Raw genomic sequence first — 17,803 nt, forward strand, 5'->3', positions numbered from 1 at the left:
GCGCATGGCTCTAGACCAATCGGTTGTTCACCGAGGATTCGTGCCGGCGACGGCGGCGAGAGAGCCGCGCCGAGAACCGCAGCGACTCGCCGGCCGACGTGGTCGGCGAGACCAGTCCGCGCCGACACCGGCCGGATCGGCGGAATCGATCAGAGCCGTGTCGCGTGCGCTTGAGGTGTGACGAGCCGGCTCTGGACTTCGTGCCGTCTGGGTCGGGGCCGTCGAGCGGGACTGGGCGACAGTCGGGTCGCAGCCGGGATCACAGTTGGGTCTGGGCGATCCGCTCGATGTCGGCGGGCGTGCCGGACATGATCGTGCGGACGTGTTCGGTGAGCAGTTCGACCGGCCAGTCCCACCACTTGGCGCGCAGCAAGCGGGCAACGTCCTCGTCGGGGTAGCGCTGCTTCACCGGCTTGGCGGGGTTGCCCCCGACCACCGTGTAAGGCTGCACGTCGGACGTCACGACGGCGCCGGTGGCGATGATCGCGCCGTCCCCGATCGTCACACCGGGCATCACGAGCGCGTTGTAGCCGAACCACACGTCGTTGCCGACGACTGTGTCACCGCGCGTCTCCATGCCGGTCATCAGGTCCATGGTCTTCTCGGCCCACGCGCCGCCGAAGATCGTGAACGGAAACGTCGACACGCCGATGTTGAGGTGGTTCGCGCCGGCCATGATGAACCTCGTGCCGGTCGCCAACGCGCAGAACCTGCCGATGATCAGCTTCTCCGCGCCGTACCCGTAGAGCACGTTGCGCGTCTCGAACTCCAGCGCGTGCTCCGGGTCGTCGTAGTACGTGTACTCGCCGACCTCGATCGTCGGCGACGTCACCAACGGCTTGAGCTGGACGACGCGGTCGGCGTGCGGCAGCGGGTGGAGGACGGACGGGTCGGGGATCAACAGCAGGGCTCCTAACGCGATTGGTGTTGCGTTAGGGTGGCACGAACGCCACCACTAACGCAACTGGAGTCGCATTTGACCTCGAGACCTGGCGGTCGTTCGGCCCGCGTCCGCGAAGCCGTGCTCGACGCCGTGCACGCAGAACTGGTCCACCGGGGCTACCTGGGCCTGACCGTCGAGAACGTCGCCGACCGCGCGGGCGTCCACAAGACCACCGTGTACCGCCGCTGGGGCACCGTGGACGTCCTGATCGCCGACGCCCTCGACCACACGCGGGAGACGGACTGGCCGGTGCCCGACACCGGCACGATCGAGGGCGACCTGACCGCCATCGCCACCGAGATCGCCGACACCTTCATCGACCCCGAACGCCGACGGGTACCGGTGGCGATCGTCGTCGCCGCCCTCCAGTCCACCCGCGCGATGGAGGCGAAACAGGCCTTCTACGCCGCCCGCCACGCCGAAGCCGCGAAGGTCGTGACCAGGGCGGTGGAACGCGGCGAGCTCCCACCCCGGACCGACCCGCTCGAACTGGTCCGCCTCACCTGCGCGCCGCTCTACTACCGGATCTTCATCTCCGGCGAACCCGTGGACCGCGCCACCGCCGAACGCGCCGCCGAAGCCGCCCTGGCCGCTGCCCGAGCCGGCCTCCTCTGACGGAACTGCACAGCCAGGAGGGCTCTACAGCTCGTACCAGTGCAGGATCTCCGGGTCCAGGACCCGCGCCGCGAGGCCGATCCGACGCGCCGTCTCGGCCAACTCGGCCGCCGCCGCCGGGTTACCCCGCGTCGGCAACGCCGGGTCGTCCAGCTGCGTCACCATGTCGTCGTGGTGGCTGGGCACGAGCAGTTTGGGCCGGGTCGCCCGCAACGCCCGCGCGGTGTAGTCGTAAACGTTTGCGTGGCCGCTCATGCCGAGCACCAGGACGTCCGGCCGCAGCCCCGCGATCTCGCGTTCGACGTAGTTCGCCGTGCCCGACATGAACAGGACCGAGAAGGTCCCCACCGTGACCAGGTACGCCAGCGAGCCGCCCTCCACCAGGTCGCTGATCGTGGCCGGCGGCGACGGCGGCGCGGTCAGGCTGCCGGGGGCGAAGTACCCGTACGAGCCGAACTGGCTGTGCAGGCTGCGGAACACCTGCACGGTGAACCCGTGGAAGTCCAGGTGCTCCCCACCGGACGCCACGACCACGTTGTCCGGCGGCACGCCCTGCGCCGTCAGCAGGTGCCGGTGCGTCTCGGTGCCGATCACCCGCGATCCGTGCTTCTCGACCACGTACGGGATCTCCAGCAGGTGGTCGTAGTGCCCGTGCGTGGCCAGCACCAACTCCGGCCGCGCGCCCAAGTGCCGGTACACCAACTCCTTCCGCACCGCCAGCGGGTAGTCGGCGATGAACTTCCCCGCCTCGTCGAACACCGGCAGCCGGCTCAGGTACGGGTCGATCAGCACCCGCCGCCCGGCGAACAGCAGCTCCCACCCCGCGACACCCAGCCAGCGCAGGCTCACCCCACTGCGCCCCGACGCGAACGCCGGCACCCCCGGCAGCCCCGCGCCCGCCACCGCGACGGCCGCCGAACCCATCAACACCTGTCGTCTGCTCACGCACATGCCACCAACAAGACCAGCGGCCCGCCACACGTGTCCAAGTCCGATATCAGCCTGTCTGCGATAGCGGAACAGCTATCATCGCTGCTCGTGGACCTGTTGCGGCACCTGCGCTACTTCCTGGCGGTGGCCGAGGAGCTGCACTTCGGGCGTGCCGCGGCCCGGTTGCACATGTCCCAGCCGCCGCTGTCGCAGAGCATCCAACGCCTGGAACGCGAGCTCGGCGTGCGGCTGTTCGACCGGGACGCCCGGCACGTCGCGCTCACCGACGCCGGCCGGCAGATCCTCACCGAGGCCCGTGGCCTGCTGGCGGGTGAGGACCGGCTGCGCGCGTCGGCCGGCCGGTTCCGCAACGGCGAAGCGGGGTCGCTGCGCGCGGGCGTGCCACCGGACCTGGGTGGACGGGCGGTGGCCGCGTTGCTGCCCGCGTTCCGCCGCCGCAGCCCCGTGGAGCTGAAGTTGAAGGAGATCGGTACCGCCGAGCAGCTGCGCGCCCTCGCCGACCGGAGCCTCGACGTCGGCGTGCTGCGGTTCCCGTTCGACGTGTCGTGGCTCGGCCTCGGACCGGTGCTGACCAGCCCGCTCGGCGTCCTGCTGCCCCGCGACCACCCGCTGGCCGCCGCCCCGGACGTCCGACTGGCCGACCTGAACGGCCTGGCGCTGGTCCTGTTCCCGCGCGCCACCGCCCCCGCGTTGCACGACGAGGTGCTGACCACGTGCGCCCGGCACGGCTACACGCCCGCCGACGTGCACCAGGCGGGCAACCCGGAGTTCGCGCTGGGCTTGGTGCTGGCGGGCGGCGCGGTGGCGTTGCACGACGGTGTCGCACCGCCCGTGGACGCGGCGTGGCGGCCTTTGCGCGGCACCCCGCTGCTGTGGCGGACGTCCGCCGCGTGGCCGCGTGGACGGCAGACACCGGCGGTGACCGCGTTCGCCGACGCCGTCACGGAAGTCCTCACCGCACAAGGGATGCGGCACGCCGAGGGCACGTTGCCGCGCTACCCGCGCCCGGCCGCGGAGTACCTGGCATGACCGCCTCACGAGCCGCCGCCAAGGTGCGCGCCTTGTTCGCCGACGCCGGGGTCACCGGCCGCCTGCACGCCGTCGACCTCGACCACCCCGACCGCGAGGTGTCCGTGGGCGCGGACGACCCCGTGGTGCTGGCGAGCGTGTTCAAGGTCCCGCTGGTCGTCGCGCTGCACCACAGCGGCCTCGACCTGACCCGCCGCGTCACCCTCGACCACGACCGCAGCACCGGCCCGACCGGCGTCGGAGGGATGCTCGACCCGGTCACGATGTCGTTGCGCGACCTGGCCTACCTCGCCCTCACCGTGTCCGACAACGCCGCCGCGGACGCCCTGGTCGACCTGATCGGCCTGGACGAGGTCGACCGCACCGTCCGCGAGCTGCACCTGGGCAGGACCGTCGTGGTGCACCGGGCCCGGGACTTCGCCCGCACCATGGCCGAGGACGCCGCACCCGACGAGTTGCCGCGCGCGTTGGCGGACCCCGTTGTGCTGTCACGGCTCCGCGCCCTCGACCCGGCCCAGACGAACCGCGGCACACCGCGTGACCTGACGACGCTGCTGCGGCACGTGTGGCAGCACGACCAGTGCGCGCCGATCCGGCGGATCATGGCGTTGCAGGTGTGGCCGCACCGGCTGGCGTCCGGTTTCCCCTTCGACGACGTGCGGGTGGCGGGCAAGACCGGCACCCTGCCGACGGTGCGGAACGAGATCGGCGTGGTCGAGTACCCGGACGGCGGGCGCTACGCGGTGGCGGTGTTCACCCGCAGCGCGAGCACCGCGTTCACGCTGCCGGCGGCGGACGCGGTCGTCGGCACGGCGGCCCGGCTGGCCGTCGAACACCTCCGCTGACCACCCGGCGCACGACGCAATTGCCTCGCGCCGGAGCCGCCCCACGACCTACGTTCGCGGCCATGACGTCACACGAAGCCTCCCTGACCGGGTTGGTGATCCGGCCGGAGACGGCTGACGATCACCGGGACGTGCACGAGGTCCACACCCGCGCCTTCGGTGACAGTGATCGAATCCCCGGGCTCGTGCAGGCACTGCGCGTCGCGGAGGCCGCATTGGCGCCGATGTCCTTCGTCGCCGGCGTCGACGGCCGGGTCGTCGGGCACGTGCTGCTGAGCGCGGCGCGGTTGGACGCCCCGCGCCGGATCGTGGACGTCCTGTCGCTGTCACCGCTGGGCGTGGTCCCGGAGTTCCAGGGTCAGGGCATCGGCACGCAGCTCATCGCGCACGCCCTCGACGCGGCCGACCGCCAAGGCGTTCCGTTGGTGTTCCTGGAGGGTTCGCCGCACTACTACGGCACGCGCGGCTTCGAGGGCGCCGGCGCGCTGGGCTTCCGCTCACCGTCGCTGCGCATCCCTGAAGCCGCGTTCCAGGTCGCCCGGTTGTCCGCCCACGAGCCCTGGATGACGGGCACCTTCGTCTACTCGGAGGTGTTCTGGGCCTTCGACTGCGTCGGCCTGCGCGACCCCGAGGACTGAGTTCGCGTCCGACCGGCCACCAGCGGTTCAGAGCTGGTCGAGGAATTCGTCCACCTCGGCCAACGCCCGCCGCCGCACCGGCTCCGCGGACAGGAACAGGTCGTGCATCCCGCCGTCGACCGACACGATCGTCACCCGGCTCCCGATCCGCGGCCCCCACCGCACCATGTGCTCCACGTCCAGCACCGTGTCCGCCGTCATCGTCTCCGGCGTCCACCGCTTCGCGTGCAACAGGCTGCGCTCGGAACGGAGCAGCAGCACGGGCACCCGGACGTCCAGCCCGCGGTGGACCTGCGCGTGGGCGCGGCGGATCGCGCGCAGCCACCCGGCGTGGATGGGGAACGCCTCGATCGGCTTCCACGACGTGTCGAAGTCCCACTCGCCGTGGTGGTCGCGGTGGATGCTCTCGCCGTACACCGGGCCCATGCCGGGCTTCAGCACGAGCCGCGGCGCGAACCGGCCGACACCCCGGATCAACGCCGTGCCCACCGTCCGCAGCAGCCAAGGCTCGGCCAGGTCGAGCCAGGGGCTGTTGAGCACCAACGCGTCCAGCACGTCGTCCGAGCGCCGTTCGTGCGCCCACAGGCTCGTGATCAGCCCACCGGTGGAGTGCCCCGACACCACGAGGTGGCGGTGGCCGTCCTCCTCGCGGATCACCCGCACCGCCGCGTCGATCTCCTCGAAGTGCTCGGCCAGGTCGGTCACGTAGTTCGCCACTTGACCGGGCCGCAGCGACCGCCCGTACGCCCGCAGGTCGATGGCGTAGAAGTCGAAGCCGCGCGCGGTGAAGTGCTCGGCGACGTGGCGCTGGAAGAAGTAGTCCGCGAAACCGTGCACGTACAGCACCGCGCCTCTGACCGCGGGCTGCGCGCGCCGGCGGACCAGGGTGGCGGTCGTGTCGCCGCCCAGGGGCAGGGTGCGGGTTTCGTAGTCGCCGCCGAGCACGTCTGCGTTCACCGGGCCAGTGTGCACGCCGATTCGTCCGATCGGGGAGAGGCAGCCGGCGGGTCGTGGCACTGTGGAGTGATGAGCAGCGAGGAGATCGAACGGTCGACCGCTCGGGTCCGCTTCCCCGGTATCAGCCCGAGGGCGTACGAGCACCCGGTCGACAGGGGGGCGTTGGCGGTCTTGCGCGCGGTGCCGGGCATCGGCCCGGTGTTGCAGGCGGTGGCGGGCGCGTTCACCGAACGCGGTGAGCGCCTGGGTTACCTGGCGTCGAGCGTCAGGGTTGGTCCGAAGCAGTACCCGGAGCTGGACCGGCTCCGGCTCGAAGCGGCGGCGACGCTGGACGTCGACCCGGTGCCGGAGCTGTTCGTCAAGCGCGACCCGGTGCCGAACGCGATGACGCTCGGCATCGACAAGCCGTTCATCGTGCTCACCACGGGCCTGGTCGAGCTGCTGGACGCGGACGGCCTGCGGTTCGCGATCGGGCACGAGATGGGCCACGTGCTGTCCGGCCACGCGCTGTACCAGACGATCCTGCAGCGGCTGATGCAGTTGCAGTACGGCCTGGGCTGGATGCCGGTCGGCTACTGGGCGATCCGCGCGGTCATCGCGGCGCTGTGCGAGTGGTACCGCAAGACGGAGCTGACGTGCGACCGCGCCGGCCTGCTGTGCGTGCAGGACCCGGCCGCCGCGCTGCGCGTGCACGTGGCCATGGCGGGCGGCATGGACCTCAGCCAGGTGGACACCACCGAGTTCCTCAAGCAGGCCAAGGAGTACGAGCAGGTCGAGGACGTGCGGGACAGCGTGCTCAAGCTCATCCGGACGTGGCCGCTGACCCACCCGCTCGCGGTGGTGCGCGCGGCCGAGTTGCAGCGGTGGGCGGCGGGCGAGGAGTACCGCGCGATCCTGACGGGCGAGTACGCGAGGCGCGAGGACGACCGGCCGACGAGCACGTTCACCGAGGACATCAAGTCGGCGGCCCGGTCCTACAAGGATTCGGCCGCCCAGTCCGAGGACCCGCTGATGAAGGTGTTCAACGAGTTCGGCGACGTGCTGTCGGGCGCGGCGGACAAGGTGCGCAGCAAGTTCACCGGGGCGGGCTAGGCCTGTTGGCCCAGCGGAATCGTCCGTTCTGGTTAACCTCCTCCTGACGCCTTTGATCAGGAGGAGGGGCGATGCGGCTTGCCGCGTTGGTGATGATGTTGTTGATGGCTCTCACGGGTACCGCCACGGCGGAGGGCACCGTGGACAGCCGAGTGGTGGACAGCCGTGTGGTGAACGACCGCGTGGTCGGTGGTGAGCGGGTGTCCATCCAGGAGCACCCGTGGGTGGTGTACCTGACGGACTCCGGTGGGCTCCAGTTCTGCGGCGGCACGCTGGTCGCGCCGACCAAGGTGGTGACCGCGGCCCACTGCGCGGTCGGCCGGACGTTGAGGAACACGCGGGTCGTGGTGGGCCGCGAGGACAAGAGCAGCAACCAGGGCCGGGTCGTCCGGCTGACCGACATCTGGGTGCACTCGGACTACCTGACGGCGGACCAGGGCGCGGACGTCGCGGTGCTCACGTTGCGCGAGGCGATGGGCGAACGGCCGCTGCCGCTCGCGGGTCCGCAGGACGAAGGGCTCTACGCGCCGGGCACGGCCGGTCGGGTGCTCGGCTGGGGTCGGACGAGCGAGCAGGGTCCGGCGTCCCGCTACCTGTTGGGCGCCACCGTGCCGGTGATGGCGGACGCCGAGTGCGCGCGGGCGTACCTCCAGTACGACGCGGCCGAGATGACGTGCGCGGGCTACCCGGAGGGCGGCGTGGACACGTGCCAGGGCGACTCGGGCGGCCCGTTGGTGGCCGGCGGCAAGCTGATCGGCGTCACCTCTTGGGGTGAAGGCTGTGCCCGGCCGGACAAGCCGGGCATCTACAGCAAGATCGCCGCTTACGCGGACGTGATCACCGAGCAGTTGGCCGCCTGACGGACCGGGCAGGCGTGCGGACCCTCGGGCCTCGGGGGCCCGCACGCCCGGTCTCGGCGCCGACGGTCGAGGTGTCGGCGTGGGTCGGCGTGGTCAGAGCACCAGGCCGACCGACATGGTCAGGAACACCGCCGCGCACACCGCGTCCAGTGCGGTGGTCACGCCGGGGCGGCGCAGTGATCCGGCGACGCGCGCCGCGGCCACCACGATCGTCAGCTCCCACAGCGCGGCCAGCCCGAGGAACACGGCGGCGAGCATCCCGAGCTGGTACGTCGGGTCGCCGCCGCCGATGAACTGCGGCAGGAACGCCAGCGAGAACAGCAGCATCTTCGGGTTGGTGATGTTGGTCAGGAACCCCTGCCGGAACGGTCGGGGCGGCACCTCGACGGCCACGCCGGTCGAGCGCCGCAGCAGCCCGCGGGTGATCGACACCGCCAGGTAGAGCAGGTACGCCGCGCCGATCCAGCGCAGCCCGGTCAGCACCGCGGGGTAGCGGGCGATCACCACGCCGAGGCCGGAGATCACCAGCGCGACCTGGATGAAGGCCGCGGTGTGGATGCCGGCCAGCGCGAGCAGCCCGGACCGGGTGCCCGACCTCATCGAGGTGCGCAGCAGGAGGAAGGCGTCCACGCCCGGCGTCAGCACGACCACCGCGCAGGCGATCAGGAACGCCGGCAGCTGGGTGAAGTCCAGGTGCATTGGAAACCTCCCTCATGTTCCGGACAGATCGCCGTGATCCAGCCCACAAACCGTGAAATCTTCGGTCGCAACGCATCCTAACAACAGATTTTCCGGTTTTCATACCCGACTGTCGGATCGGGGAGCGCTCCGCTACGTTCGGTGCCGCTTCAGCCACTCGCCGTAGAGAGGTGCTCCATGCGCATCAGCGCGCCGGTCTTCGCGGTTCTCGTGCTGGTCCTGTCCGCACTGCCCGCGGACGCGATCGTCGGCGGGCGGGAGGCGCCGCCCGAACCGTGGGCGGTGGCGCTGTTCGACGCGGCGGGCAACTTCTTCTGCGGCGGCGCGCTGATCGGCCCGGACAAGGTCGTCACCGCCGCGCACTGCGTGGTCGAGCAGACCGCCATCGGCCCTCGTGACCGCCTGCCGGCCGACGTGACCGCCGTCGCCGGCCGCGCCGACCTGGACAGCCGCGCCGGTCGCGCGGCCAGGGTCGCCGCCGTCTGGCGGCACCCCGAGTTCACCGAGGTGTCCGCCGGCCACGACGTGGCCACGCTCACCCTCGCCGACCCGCTGCCGTACCGGCCGATCCCGATCGCGGACGCCGCGCCGGGACCGGCGACCGTCTACGGCTGGGGCCGGACGGGTGAGCTGGAGGCGCCGAGCCGGAAGCTGCACGAGGTCGACGTGCCGATCCGCGCCGACGCCGAGTGCGCCGCGGACGTCCCCGACTACCGGCCGGGCGGGATGCTCTGCGCGGGCTACCCGGAGGGCGGCAAGGACGCCTGCGCGGGCGACTCCGGCGGCCCGCTCACGGTCGGCGGCGAACTCGTCGGCGTCGTCTCCTACGGCCGCGGCTGCGCCCGCCCCGACCAGCCCGGCGTCTACACCCGACTGAGCCGGTACCTCGACCGGATCTGAGACTGTGGTACCACAGTCCGATGCGCTCACACCCGTACCCGGCGACGCTGCGCCGGCAGTGGTCGGCCGACCTGACGCCCGCGCAGCTGTACGCCGTGCTCAAGCTGCGCGTCGAGGTGTTCGTGGTGGAGCAGAGCTGCGCCTACCCGGAGCTGGACGGCCGTGACCTCGAGCCGGGCACCCGGCACTTCTGGCTGGAGCCGGAGGGGTCAACAGGGCCGGAGGCGTACTTGCGGCTGCTGGCGGAACCCGATGGCGGCTACCGCATCGGCCGGGTCTGCACGGCCCGCTCCGCGCGGGGCCGCGGCTACAGCCGTCGGCTGATGGAAGCGGCGCTGGCCGAGGTGGGGCGGGCGGAGTGCGTGCTGGACGCGCAGACCTACGTGGCCGACTTCTACGCCTCGTTCGGCTTCGAGCCGCAGGGCGCGGAGTTCATGGACGACGGGATACCGCACCTGCGGATGCGCCGGTCTCCGTGATCACCCGCACGGCGCGCTCGATCTCGCCGTCGGACAGGTCGGCGCGCGCGGTGAGCCGCAGCCGGGAGATCCGGTCGGGCACCGAAGGCGGCCGGAAGCAGCCGACGACCACGCCCTGGGCGCGGCACGCCTCGGCCCAGTCGAACGCCGCCTCGGGTGAGGGCGCCTGGATCGACACGACGGCCGCGGTCGGCGTGCTGACCGCGAAACCCTTGTCCTTCAACCGGAACGCGAGGTCCTGCGCGACCTCCAGCGCCCGCGCGGGCCGGTCCGGCTCCTCCCGCAGAATCCGCAACGCGGCCAGCGACGCCGCCACGCTCGCCGGTGCGAGCCCCGTGTCGAAGATGAACGTGCGCGCGGTGTCGACCAGGTGCCTGATCACCCGGCCCGACCCGAGCACCGCGCCGCCCTGCGCGCCCAGCGACTTGGACAGCGTCACGGTGGTCACCACGTCGGGCGCCTTGGCCAGGCCCGCCGCGTGCACCGCGCCGCGCCCTCCGTCGCCCACGACACCGAGGCCGTGCGCGTCGTCCACGACCAGCGCCGAGTCGTGCTCCCGGCACGCGGCGGCGAGTTCGGCGAGGGGCGCGAGGTCGCCGTCGACGGAGAACACCGAGTCGGTCACCACCAGCGCCCGCCGCTTGCCGCGGGTCGACAGGGCGTGCGCCACCTGCGGGACATCGCAGTGCCCGGCGACGACCACGTCGGCCTTGGACAGCTTCGTGCCGTCGATCAGGGAGGCGTGGATGTGCTGGTCGGCGACGATCGCGGTGCCCGGTCCGGACAACGCGGTCAACGCGGCCAGGTTCGCCAGGTAGCCGGACGAGAACACCAGCGCCGACTGCGTGCCGCAGAAGTTCGCCAGCTCGTACTCCAGCTCGGTGTGCAGCTCGGTGGAGCCGGTGACCAGCCGCGATCCGGTGGAGCCCGCGCCCCAGCGCAGCGTGGCCGCGGCGGCGGCGCCGGTCACCCGCTTGTCGCGGGCCAGGCCGAGGTAGTCGTTCGACGCCAGGTCGAGGTCGGTCGAGTCGGCCGGACGGGGCCGGACCCGGCGGGCCAGACCGGCTTTCGCGCGGGCTTCGGCACGCGTGTCGATCCAGTCGAACACCGACTCACCTGTGCGCACACTCACGCCGGCAGTGTCGCATCCGGCGGCTAACGTGCCGGCGTGGACCTCTTCCAGGCCGGGCCGGCCGACCTGCGCTCGCTGCGGGACAGCGCGCCGGTCCACCGCGACGAGCGCACCGGGTTGTGGCTGGTCAGCCGCTACGACGACGTTCGTGCGGTGCTGGCCGACCCGGACCGGTTCCACCCGGACAACGCGTTGACCGCGGTGACCCCGATCCCGCGCCCGGTGCTGCGGGTGCTCGCCCGCGCCGGGTTCTCGCTGCCGCCGACGCTGGCCAACAACGGCACCGACACCCACGGCGACCTGCGGCGGCTGGTCGCCCGTTTCCTGACCCCCGCGCGGGTCGCCGCGATGGAGCCGCGGATCGCGCGGCTCACCGCGGAGCGGCTCGGCCGGCTGACCGGCGGCGGCGAGGTCGACCTGCACCCGGTGCTGGCCCGCGACCTGCCGGCGATCGTGCTGATGGAGGTCATGGGCATCGACGACGTGGACGTGGACGCGCTCAAGGCGTGGAGCACGGCGTCGTTGGAGCTGTTCTGGGGTGACGTGACGGTGGAGCGGCAGTACGAGCTGGCGAAGCCCACCGCCGCGTTCCACCAGTGGCTGACCTCGCGGATCAAGGCCGCCGACCCGGCCGGCGACGACCTGTTCGGCGCGCTGCGGGCTGCGGGCGTGCCGATCCGGGACGCGGCCGGGCTCTGCTACTTCCTGCTGATCGCGGGCCAGGAGACGACGACCCAGCTGCTGAGCGCGGCGTTCCACGCGGTGCTGGGGCACGGCGACCTGTGGTCGCGGCTGGACGAGCCCGGCATGGCCGCCGCGTGCGTGGAGGAAGTACTGCGGCGGGACGCGCCGGTGAACACGTGGCGGCGCATCGCGGCCGAGCCGGTCACCCTCTCCGGCGTCGACGTCCCGGCGGGCGCGCCCTTGCTGCTGATGCTCGCGGGCAGCGGTTCGGACCCGGAGGTCTTCCCGGAGCCCGAGCGGTTCTGCCCGGCCCGGTCGAACGCCCGCAAGCACCTGGCGTTCGGCTACGGCAGGCACTTCTGCCTCGGCGCGGGCCTCGCCCGGCTGGAGGCGGAGGTCGTGCTGCGGGAGACCGCACGCCGGTTCCCGGGTCTCCGGCTCGCTTCGGCCGAACCCCCGCCGATGCTGGGACTGCTGTCGTTCCGCGCTCCGTTGAGTGTGAACGTGCTGCTGGGGGACGCGGGCGGGCCGGGTGTGACGTCGCTCGCGCCCGGCATCGCGCTCCGGGACTTGGAGCACGCCGGTCGAAGTGCGACGATGCCCAGGCTGTAGAGGGGGTGCGCGAGGAAGCCGGTGCGAATCCGGCACGGTCCCGCCACTGTGACCGGGCCTTGGGATCCGGGAGTCAGGAACTCGACCCCCGACTCATCGACCGGACACGGGCGTGGACACCCGAGGAAGGACATCGCCGCATGGGCGCGCGTTTCCCCTTTTCCGCTGTCGTCGGACATGACGACCTCCGCACGGCTCTGCTGCTCAACGCCGTGCACCCCGGTATCGGCGGGGTGCTCGTCAGAGGTGAGAAGGGGACCGCGAAGTCGACCGTGGTCCGCGCGCTCGCCGCTTTGCTCCCCGAATTGGACGTGGTGCCGGGCTGCCGGTTCGGCTGTGATCCGGACGTGCCGACCGACTGCCCGGACGGGCCGCACGGCCACGGTTCGGAACGCCGACCGGCCAAGCTGGTGGAACTGCCCGTCGGCGCGACCGAGGACAGGTTGATCGGCTCGCTCGACCTGGAACGCGCGCTGACCGAGGGTGTCCGCGCCTACCAGCCGGGTCTGCTGGCCGCCGCGCACCGGGGCGTCCTGTACGTGGACGAGGTCAACCTGCTGCACGACCACCTCGTCGACCTGCTGCTCGACGCCGCCGCCATGGGCCGTGCTCACGTCGAGCGCGAAGGCGTGTCCGTGTCGCACGCCGCGTCGTTCCTCCTCGTGGGCACCATGAACCCGGAAGAGGGCGAGCTGCGCCCGCAGCTGCTGGACCGCTTCGGCCTCACGGTCGCGGTCCGCGCCTCCCGGGACGTGCCGACCCGGGCCGAGGTCGTCCGCCGGCGGTTGGCGTACGAGGCCGACCCCGAGGGCTTCGCCGCCCGCTGGGCCGAGGAGGACGCGGACCTCGCGCGGCGGATCGTCGCCGCACGTGACCGGCTGAAGGGCGTCACGCTGCCGGACTCCGAGCTGCGCCGCATCGCCGGGATCTGCGCCGCGTTCGAGGTGGACGGGATGCGCGCGGACCTGGTGGTCGCCCGCACCGCCACCGCGCACGCCGCGTGGCGGGGTGCCGCCGAGGTGGCCGAGGAGGACGTGGAGGCGGCCGTCCGGCTGGCGTTGCCGCACCGCAAGCGCCGCGACCCGTTCGACGAGCCGGGCCTGGAGGAGGAGCAGCTGAACGACGCCCTCCAGCAGGGCGCGGACGCCGCCGAAGAGCCGGCCGAGGAGCCGGAGGAAGGCCCCGAGGACCCGGACGACGACGGTGGCGGCTCGTCGCTGCCCGGTGAGCCGCCGGAGTCCACTTCGGATGGTCAGAACCCCGAATCGGCCGAACGGTCGCACGCTCCCGCGCCCGCGTTCCGCGCCCGGTTGTTGCAGGTCCCGGGGGTGGGCGAGGGTGCGCCGGGCAAGCGCTCACGCGCCCGTGCCCGCACCGGCCGGGTGGTCCGATCATCCACTGTGGACGGTTCCGGGCTGCACCTGCTCGGCACGCTCGCCGCGGCGGCGCCCCACCAGGCCGCCCGTGGCCGCAGCGGTCCCGGCCTCGAACTGCGCGGCGCCGACCTGCGGTTGTCGGTGCGCGAGGGCAAAGAGGGCAACCTCGTGCTGTTCGTGGTCGACGCGTCCGGCTCGATGGCCGCCCGGCAGCGGATGTCGGCGGTGACCGGCGCGGTGATCTCGCTGCTCCGCGACGCCTACCAGCGGCGGGACAAGGTCGGCGTGGTGACGTTCCGGGGCCGTGAAGCCCACGTCGCCCTGCCGCCGACGAACTCGGTGGACGCGGCGGCGGCCCGGCTGCGCGACCTGCGCACCGGCGGCCGGACCCCGTTGGCCGACGGCCTGCTCCGCGCCCGCCGCGTGCTGGAGACCGAACGAGTCCGCGATCCCCGCCGCCGTGCGCTGCTGGTGCTGCTCACGGACGGCCGTGCCACGGCAACAGGCGCCGGCGGCGACCCGATGCGCGACGCGTTGCGCGCGGCCGGGTTGCTGGCGGCGGACCGGGTGGCGTCCGTCGTGGTCGACTGCGAGCACGGCCCGATCCGGCTCGGCCTGGCCGCACGGGTGGCCGGCGCGCTGGAGGCGGCGTGCCTGCGCTTGGAAGAACTGTCCGCAGATCAGGTCGCCGGCGTCGTGCGCGCCGCCCGAGCCGCGTAGGAGTCGGAATGCCACAGGGACAACCGTCCGTCGTGCCGAACGACGGCCTCAGCACCCGCCAGCGCCGCAACCGGCCGCTGACCGTGGTGCACACCGGCGAGATGAAGGGCAAGTCCACCGCCGCCTTCGGGCTCGCGCTGCGCGGGTGGAACCAGGGCTGGTCCATCGGCGTCTTCCAGTTCGTGAAGTCGGCGAAGTGGAAGGTCGGCGAGGAGTCGGCGTTCCGCGCGCTCGGCCGGCTGCACGAGGAGACCGGCGAAGGCGGCCCGGTCGAGTGGCACAAGATGGGCGAGGGCTGGTCCTGGACCCGCAAGCAGGGCACCGAGGACGACCACGCCGCCGCCGCCCGCGAGGGCTGGCAGGAGATCGCCCGACGCCTGGCCGCCGAGCAGCACGGCATGTACGTGCTGGACGAGTTCACCTACCCGCTGCACTGGGGCTGGGTGGACGTGGACGAGGTGGTCGAGACCCTGCGGAACCGGCCCGGTCACCAGCACGTCGTCATCACCGGCCGGCACGCGCCGGCCAAGCTCACCGAGGCCGCCGACCTGGTGGTGGAGATGACCAAGGTGAAGCACCCGATGGACGCGGGCCAGAAGGGGCAGAAGGGGATCGAGTGGTGAACCGGCTGGTGGTCGCCGCGCCCGCGTCGGGCAGCGGCAAGACCACCGTGGCCACCGGCCTGATGGCGGCGCTGCGCCGGGCGGGCGACAAGGTCGCCCCGTTCAAGGTCGGCCCCGACTACATCGACCCCGGCTACCACTCGGTGGCCACCGGCAGGCCGGGTCGCAACCTCGACCCGGTCATGGTCGGCGAGCACCGGGTGGCGTCGCTGTTCGCGCACGGCGCGCGCGGCTGCGACCTGGCCGTGGTGGAAGGCGTGATGGGCCTGTTCGACGGGCGGGTGGACACCGAGGGCATCGGGTCCACCGCGCACGTCGCCAAGCTGCTGTCCGCGCCGGTGCTGTTCGTCGTCGACGCCCGCGGCCAGAGCCGCAGCCTGGCCGCCCTGCTGCACGGGTTCCGCGGCTACGACCCGACCGTGCGGCTCGGCGGCGTGGTGCTGAACCAGGTCGGTTCGGCCCGGCACGAGCAGGTGCTGCGCGGCGCGTGCGCCGAGGTCGGGCTGGAAGTGCTCGGCGTGCTGCCGCGCGACCCGAAGTTCGCGCTGCCGTCCCGGCACCTCGGGCTGGTCACCGCGGCCGAGCACGGGCCGGCCGCCACCGCCGCCGTCGACGCCATCGCCGACGCGGTCGCCCAGCACGTCGACCTGGACGCCGTGCGCCGGCTCGCGGCCGAGGTGCCCGCGATGGCCGTGCCGACGTGGGACCCGCACGCCGAGGTGGACGTGGTCCCGGGCTCGCCGACGATCGCCGTCGCGGGCGGGGCCGCGTTCACGTTCGGCTACTCCGAGCAGGTGGAGTTGCTGGCGGCGGCGGGCGCGGACGTCGTCGTGGTCGACCCGCTGCGCGACGAGACCCTGCCCGACGGCACCGCCGGCCTCGTGCTGCCCGGCGGTTTCCCCGAGCAGCACGCCGCCGAGCTGTCCGGGAACGAGAAGCTGCGCGCCGCCGTCACCGCCCTGGCCCGCGCGGGCGCACCCGTGCACGCCGAGTGCGGTGGCCTGCTGTACCTGGCGAAGTCGCTCGACGGCGTGCCGATGTGCGGCGTGATCGACGCGGACGGCGCGATGACGTCCCGCCTCACGCTCGGCTACCGCGACGCGGTCGCACCGCAGGACTCCGTGCTGGCCCGCGCGGGCTCCCGGATCACCGGGCACGAGTTCCACCGCACCGCGTTGAGCGTCCCGCACGGCGCGCGTCCGGCCTGGCAGTGGCGCGGCCACGACCTGCGCCCGGTGACCGAGGGATTCGTGGTCGGCCGGGTGCACGCGTCGTACCTGCACACCCATCCGGCGTCGTCACCGGAGGCCGTGACCCGCTTCGTGCGGGCCTGCGCGACCGAGTCGGTGCGCTTCGAGGCCACTCGATAGCGGATCGTGCTCGCGCGGTACGGTCCTTGCCCACCAAGCCGAACACGTCGTGGGGAGCAGTTGTGATGACTGGTCGGGTCTCCTTCGTGGGCGCCGGTCCCGGCGCCGCCGATCTCATCACCGTCCGCGGCGCGAAGCGGATAGCCGAGGCCGACGTCGTCCTGTGGTCGCCCGGTGTCGTCGAGGTCGAGTGCGTGCGCGAGCACGCCCGCCCGGACGCCGAGCTGGTCGACTTCTCCCGGGTGACCGAGTCCGACGTGGCCGAGGTGTACCGGCGGGCGTCGGCGGGCAAGCTCAAGGTCGTGCGGCTGCACGCGGGCGATCCGGCGCTGTGGGGCGGCCTGCGCGACCAGCAGGACGCGTGCCGCCGGCTCGGCCTGGAGACCGACGTGGTGCCCGGCGTGTCCCAGATCTCCGCCGCGGCGGCGTCCGTCGGCCGTGAGCTGACCACTTCGGACATCGCCCAGTCGCTGCTGCTGGCCGGCCCGGAGAGCGCCGAGCACATCAGGGAGTTCGCCGCGCACGGCACCACGATGGCGATCTCCGCGTCCGGTGCGCGGACCGGCCTGCTGGTCGAGCGGCTGCGCGCGGGTGGCTACGCCGACGACACGCCGGTCGTGGTGGCGTACAAGGTTTCCCTGCCGGACGAGACGGTCGCGCAGACCACGCTCGGCGAGCTGGAGGCGTGCGTCAAGGAGCACAAGCTCTACCGCACCACGCTGTTCCTGGTCGGCAAGGTGCTGGCGCAGTCCGCGCCCCGCCGCCGTTCCGCGGTGGTGGAGGGTGACGAGCCGGTGCGCCGGTTGCGGCCGTCGAAGTGGTCCAAGCGGATCCGGCCGGTCGCCGACGTCCCGCCACTGCTGGAGGTCCAGCCCTCTCCGGAGAACCCGCCGCTGCCGGCCGTCCAGCCGTCGGCGGAGAACCGGCCCGACCCGGAGTCGCCCTCCGCGGCGGCGTGGTCGGCGGTGCACGACTGGCAGGAGACGGCGCGGACCAAGCGTTCCGGGCAGTCGAAGGCGAAGCCCGAGCCGGTTCGCGAGCCGGTGCTCGAACTGGTCGTGGACCTGCCGGAGCCCGCCGAACCCTCCGACAACGCGGGAACCGGGCCTGCCGGAACCGATCCGGTGTCCGGTGGACCCGCGGCACCGGAGGCGAAGCCGAAGCCCAAGCCGGTGGTCGCCGCCGCGGCGAAGCCGACGCCGCCCACCGTCCGGGCGAGCACGACGCCGCGCAAGCCGACCGGGTCGCGGACGAAGAAGAACAGGCGCGCCAACTGAC

General features: G+C 72.7%; 18 protein-coding genes and 1 riboswitch. Of the genes, 13 read left to right on the forward strand and 5 right to left on the reverse strand.

Annotation, left to right across the window (positions count from 1 at the left end; all coding sequences use genetic code 11):
- Nucleotides 1–259 precede the first annotated feature (259 nt).
- Nucleotides 260–904 (reverse strand): CatB-related O-acetyltransferase, encoded by a 645-nt coding sequence (locus OQ02_RS45610; protein WP_442973595.1) that lies wholly within the window; start codon nt 902–904, stop codon nt 260–262.
- Nucleotides 905–976: 72 nt separating this feature from the next.
- On the opposite strand from OQ02_RS45610, the gene OQ02_RS08290 reads away from it, so the two are divergent.
- Nucleotides 977–1,558 carry a TetR/AcrR family transcriptional regulator gene (locus tag OQ02_RS08290; protein ID WP_033437664.1) on the forward strand — a complete coding sequence of 194 codons (582 nt, stop codon included), beginning with the start codon at nt 977–979 and terminating at the stop codon, nt 1,556–1,558.
- A gap of 24 nt (nt 1,559–1,582) precedes the next feature.
- Here the strand turns inward: OQ02_RS08290 and OQ02_RS08295 are convergent, their stop codons facing one another.
- Nucleotides 1,583–2,503, reverse strand: a complete 921-nt coding sequence (locus OQ02_RS08295; RefSeq protein ID WP_197043248.1) for an MBL fold metallo-hydrolase — start codon at nt 2,501–2,503, stop codon at nt 1,583–1,585.
- A 93-nt stretch (nt 2,504–2,596) separates the two neighbouring features.
- Here OQ02_RS08295 and OQ02_RS45620 point away from each other — a divergent pair, with 93 nt between their 5' ends.
- From OQ02_RS45620 to OQ02_RS08310, 3 genes are all read left to right on the forward strand, one after another.
- The gene (locus OQ02_RS45620) at nt 2,597–3,538 is read left to right on the forward strand and encodes a LysR family transcriptional regulator (RefSeq protein WP_033437666.1); all 942 of its coding nucleotides are present in this window, start codon (nt 2,597–2,599) and stop codon (nt 3,536–3,538) included.
- Entirely contained in the window at nt 3,535–4,383 is an 849-nt protein-coding gene (locus tag OQ02_RS08305; RefSeq protein ID WP_033437667.1) for a serine hydrolase, read from the forward strand. The genes OQ02_RS45620 and OQ02_RS08305 overlap by 4 nt, the downstream gene beginning before the upstream one ends.
- A gap of 62 nt (nt 4,384–4,445) precedes the next feature.
- On the forward strand, nt 4,446–5,021 hold the full coding sequence (locus tag OQ02_RS08310) for a GNAT family N-acetyltransferase (RefSeq protein WP_197043250.1): 576 nt from the start codon (nt 4,446–4,448) through the stop codon (nt 5,019–5,021).
- Between the two features lie 27 nt (nt 5,022–5,048).
- Here OQ02_RS08310 and OQ02_RS08315 read toward each other — a convergent pair whose 3' ends face one another.
- A complete protein-coding gene (locus OQ02_RS08315) occupies nt 5,049–5,978 on the reverse strand; it encodes an alpha/beta hydrolase (RefSeq protein WP_081915464.1) in 930 nt (309 codons plus the stop codon).
- A 69-nt stretch (nt 5,979–6,047) separates the two neighbouring features.
- Between OQ02_RS08315 and OQ02_RS08320 the strand changes: the two genes are divergently transcribed.
- Together OQ02_RS08320 and OQ02_RS08325 are read left to right on the forward strand one after the other, a co-directional pair.
- On the forward strand, nt 6,048–7,070 hold the full coding sequence (locus tag OQ02_RS08320) for a M48 family metallopeptidase (RefSeq protein ID WP_033437668.1): 1,023 nt from the start codon (nt 6,048–6,050) through the stop codon (nt 7,068–7,070).
- Nucleotides 7,071–7,141: 71 nt separating this feature from the next.
- On the forward strand, nt 7,142–7,930 hold the full coding sequence (locus OQ02_RS08325) for a S1 family peptidase (RefSeq protein WP_033437669.1): 789 nt from the start codon (nt 7,142–7,144) through the stop codon (nt 7,928–7,930).
- 93 nt (nt 7,931–8,023) lie between these two features.
- Here the strand turns inward: OQ02_RS08325 and OQ02_RS08330 are convergent, their stop codons facing one another.
- Nucleotides 8,024–8,629 carry a LysE family translocator gene (locus tag OQ02_RS08330; protein WP_033437670.1) on the reverse strand — a complete coding sequence of 202 codons (606 nt, stop codon included), beginning with the start codon at nt 8,627–8,629 and terminating at the stop codon, nt 8,024–8,026.
- A 177-nt stretch (nt 8,630–8,806) separates the two neighbouring features.
- Here OQ02_RS08330 and OQ02_RS08335 point away from each other — a divergent pair, with 177 nt between their 5' ends.
- Entirely contained in the window at nt 8,807–9,529 is a 723-nt protein-coding gene (locus OQ02_RS08335) for a S1 family peptidase (RefSeq protein WP_033437671.1), read from the forward strand.
- 20 nt (nt 9,530–9,549) lie between these two features.
- Entirely contained in the window at nt 9,550–10,008 is a 459-nt protein-coding gene (locus OQ02_RS08340; RefSeq protein ID WP_033437672.1) for a GNAT family N-acetyltransferase, read from the forward strand.
- Here OQ02_RS08340 and OQ02_RS08345 read toward each other — a convergent pair.
- Nucleotides 9,962–11,140 carry an 8-amino-7-oxononanoate synthase gene (locus OQ02_RS08345; RefSeq protein WP_033437673.1) on the reverse strand — a complete coding sequence of 393 codons (1,179 nt, stop codon included), beginning with the start codon at nt 11,138–11,140 and terminating at the stop codon, nt 9,962–9,964. The two genes, OQ02_RS08340 and OQ02_RS08345, sit on opposite strands and share 47 nt — an antisense overlap.
- 36 nt (nt 11,141–11,176) lie before the next feature.
- Between OQ02_RS08345 and OQ02_RS42240 the strand changes: the two genes are divergently transcribed.
- From OQ02_RS42240 to OQ02_RS08370, 5 genes are all read left to right on the forward strand, one after another.
- Nucleotides 11,177–12,436: a cytochrome P450 gene (locus OQ02_RS42240; protein ID WP_197043251.1), complete on the forward strand. Its 1,260-nt coding sequence runs from the start codon at nt 11,177–11,179 to the stop codon at nt 12,434–12,436.
- Nucleotides 12,423–12,540, forward strand: a riboswitch (cobalamin riboswitch). It overlaps the preceding gene by 14 nt.
- A gap of 36 nt (nt 12,541–12,576) precedes the next feature.
- Nucleotides 12,577–14,532 (forward strand): putative cobaltochelatase, encoded by a 1,956-nt coding sequence (locus OQ02_RS08355; RefSeq protein ID WP_033437674.1) that lies wholly within the window; start codon nt 12,577–12,579, stop codon nt 14,530–14,532.
- 8 nt (nt 14,533–14,540) lie between these two features.
- On the forward strand, nt 14,541–15,155 hold the full coding sequence (cobO, locus tag OQ02_RS08360; RefSeq protein ID WP_033437675.1) for a cob(I)yrinic acid a,c-diamide adenosyltransferase: 615 nt from the start codon (nt 14,541–14,543) through the stop codon (nt 15,153–15,155).
- Nucleotides 15,152–16,525: a cobyrinate a,c-diamide synthase gene (locus OQ02_RS08365; RefSeq protein WP_081915491.1), complete on the forward strand. Its 1,374-nt coding sequence runs from the start codon at nt 15,152–15,154 to the stop codon at nt 16,523–16,525. Before cobO ends, OQ02_RS08365 begins: the two co-directional genes overlap by 4 nt.
- Before the next feature lie 65 nt (nt 16,526–16,590).
- Nucleotides 16,591–17,802, forward strand: a complete 1,212-nt coding sequence (locus OQ02_RS08370) for a cobalt-precorrin-4/precorrin-4 C(11)-methyltransferase (protein WP_033437677.1) — start codon at nt 16,591–16,593, stop codon at nt 17,800–17,802.
- Nucleotide 17,803: the final 1 nt, after the last annotated feature.

The sequence above is a fragment of the Saccharothrix sp. NRRL B-16314 genome (genome assembly GCF_000716595.1).
GTDB lineage: Bacteria > Actinomycetota > Actinomycetes > Mycobacteriales > Pseudonocardiaceae > Actinosynnema.

Bases quoted from the DNA above. Each gene is read 5' to 3' on its own strand.
- OQ02_RS08305 (WP_033437667.1), top strand. From the start codon at position 3,535: ATGACCGCCTCACGAGCCGCCGCCAAGGTGCGCGCCTTGTTCGCCGAC.
- OQ02_RS08310 (WP_197043250.1), top strand. From the start codon at position 4,446: ATGACGTCACACGAAGCCTCCCTGACCGGGTTGGTGATCCGGCCGGAG.
- OQ02_RS08320 (WP_033437668.1), top strand. From the start codon at position 6,048: ATGAGCAGCGAGGAGATCGAACGGTCGACCGCTCGGGTCCGCTTCCCC.
- OQ02_RS08325 (WP_033437669.1), top strand. From the start codon at position 7,142: ATGCGGCTTGCCGCGTTGGTGATGATGTTGTTGATGGCTCTCACGGGT.
- OQ02_RS08330 (WP_033437670.1), bottom strand. From the start codon at position 8,629: ATGCACCTGGACTTCACCCAGCTGCCGGCGTTCCTGATCGCCTGCGCG.
- OQ02_RS08335 (WP_033437671.1), top strand. From the start codon at position 8,807: ATGCGCATCAGCGCGCCGGTCTTCGCGGTTCTCGTGCTGGTCCTGTCC.
- OQ02_RS08340 (WP_033437672.1), top strand. From the start codon at position 9,550: ATGCGCTCACACCCGTACCCGGCGACGCTGCGCCGGCAGTGGTCGGCC.
- OQ02_RS08355 (WP_033437674.1), top strand. From the start codon at position 12,577: ATGGGCGCGCGTTTCCCCTTTTCCGCTGTCGTCGGACATGACGACCTC.
- cobO (WP_033437675.1), top strand. From the start codon at position 14,541: ATGCCACAGGGACAACCGTCCGTCGTGCCGAACGACGGCCTCAGCACC.
- OQ02_RS08370 (WP_033437677.1), top strand. From the start codon at position 16,591: ATGACTGGTCGGGTCTCCTTCGTGGGCGCCGGTCCCGGCGCCGCCGAT.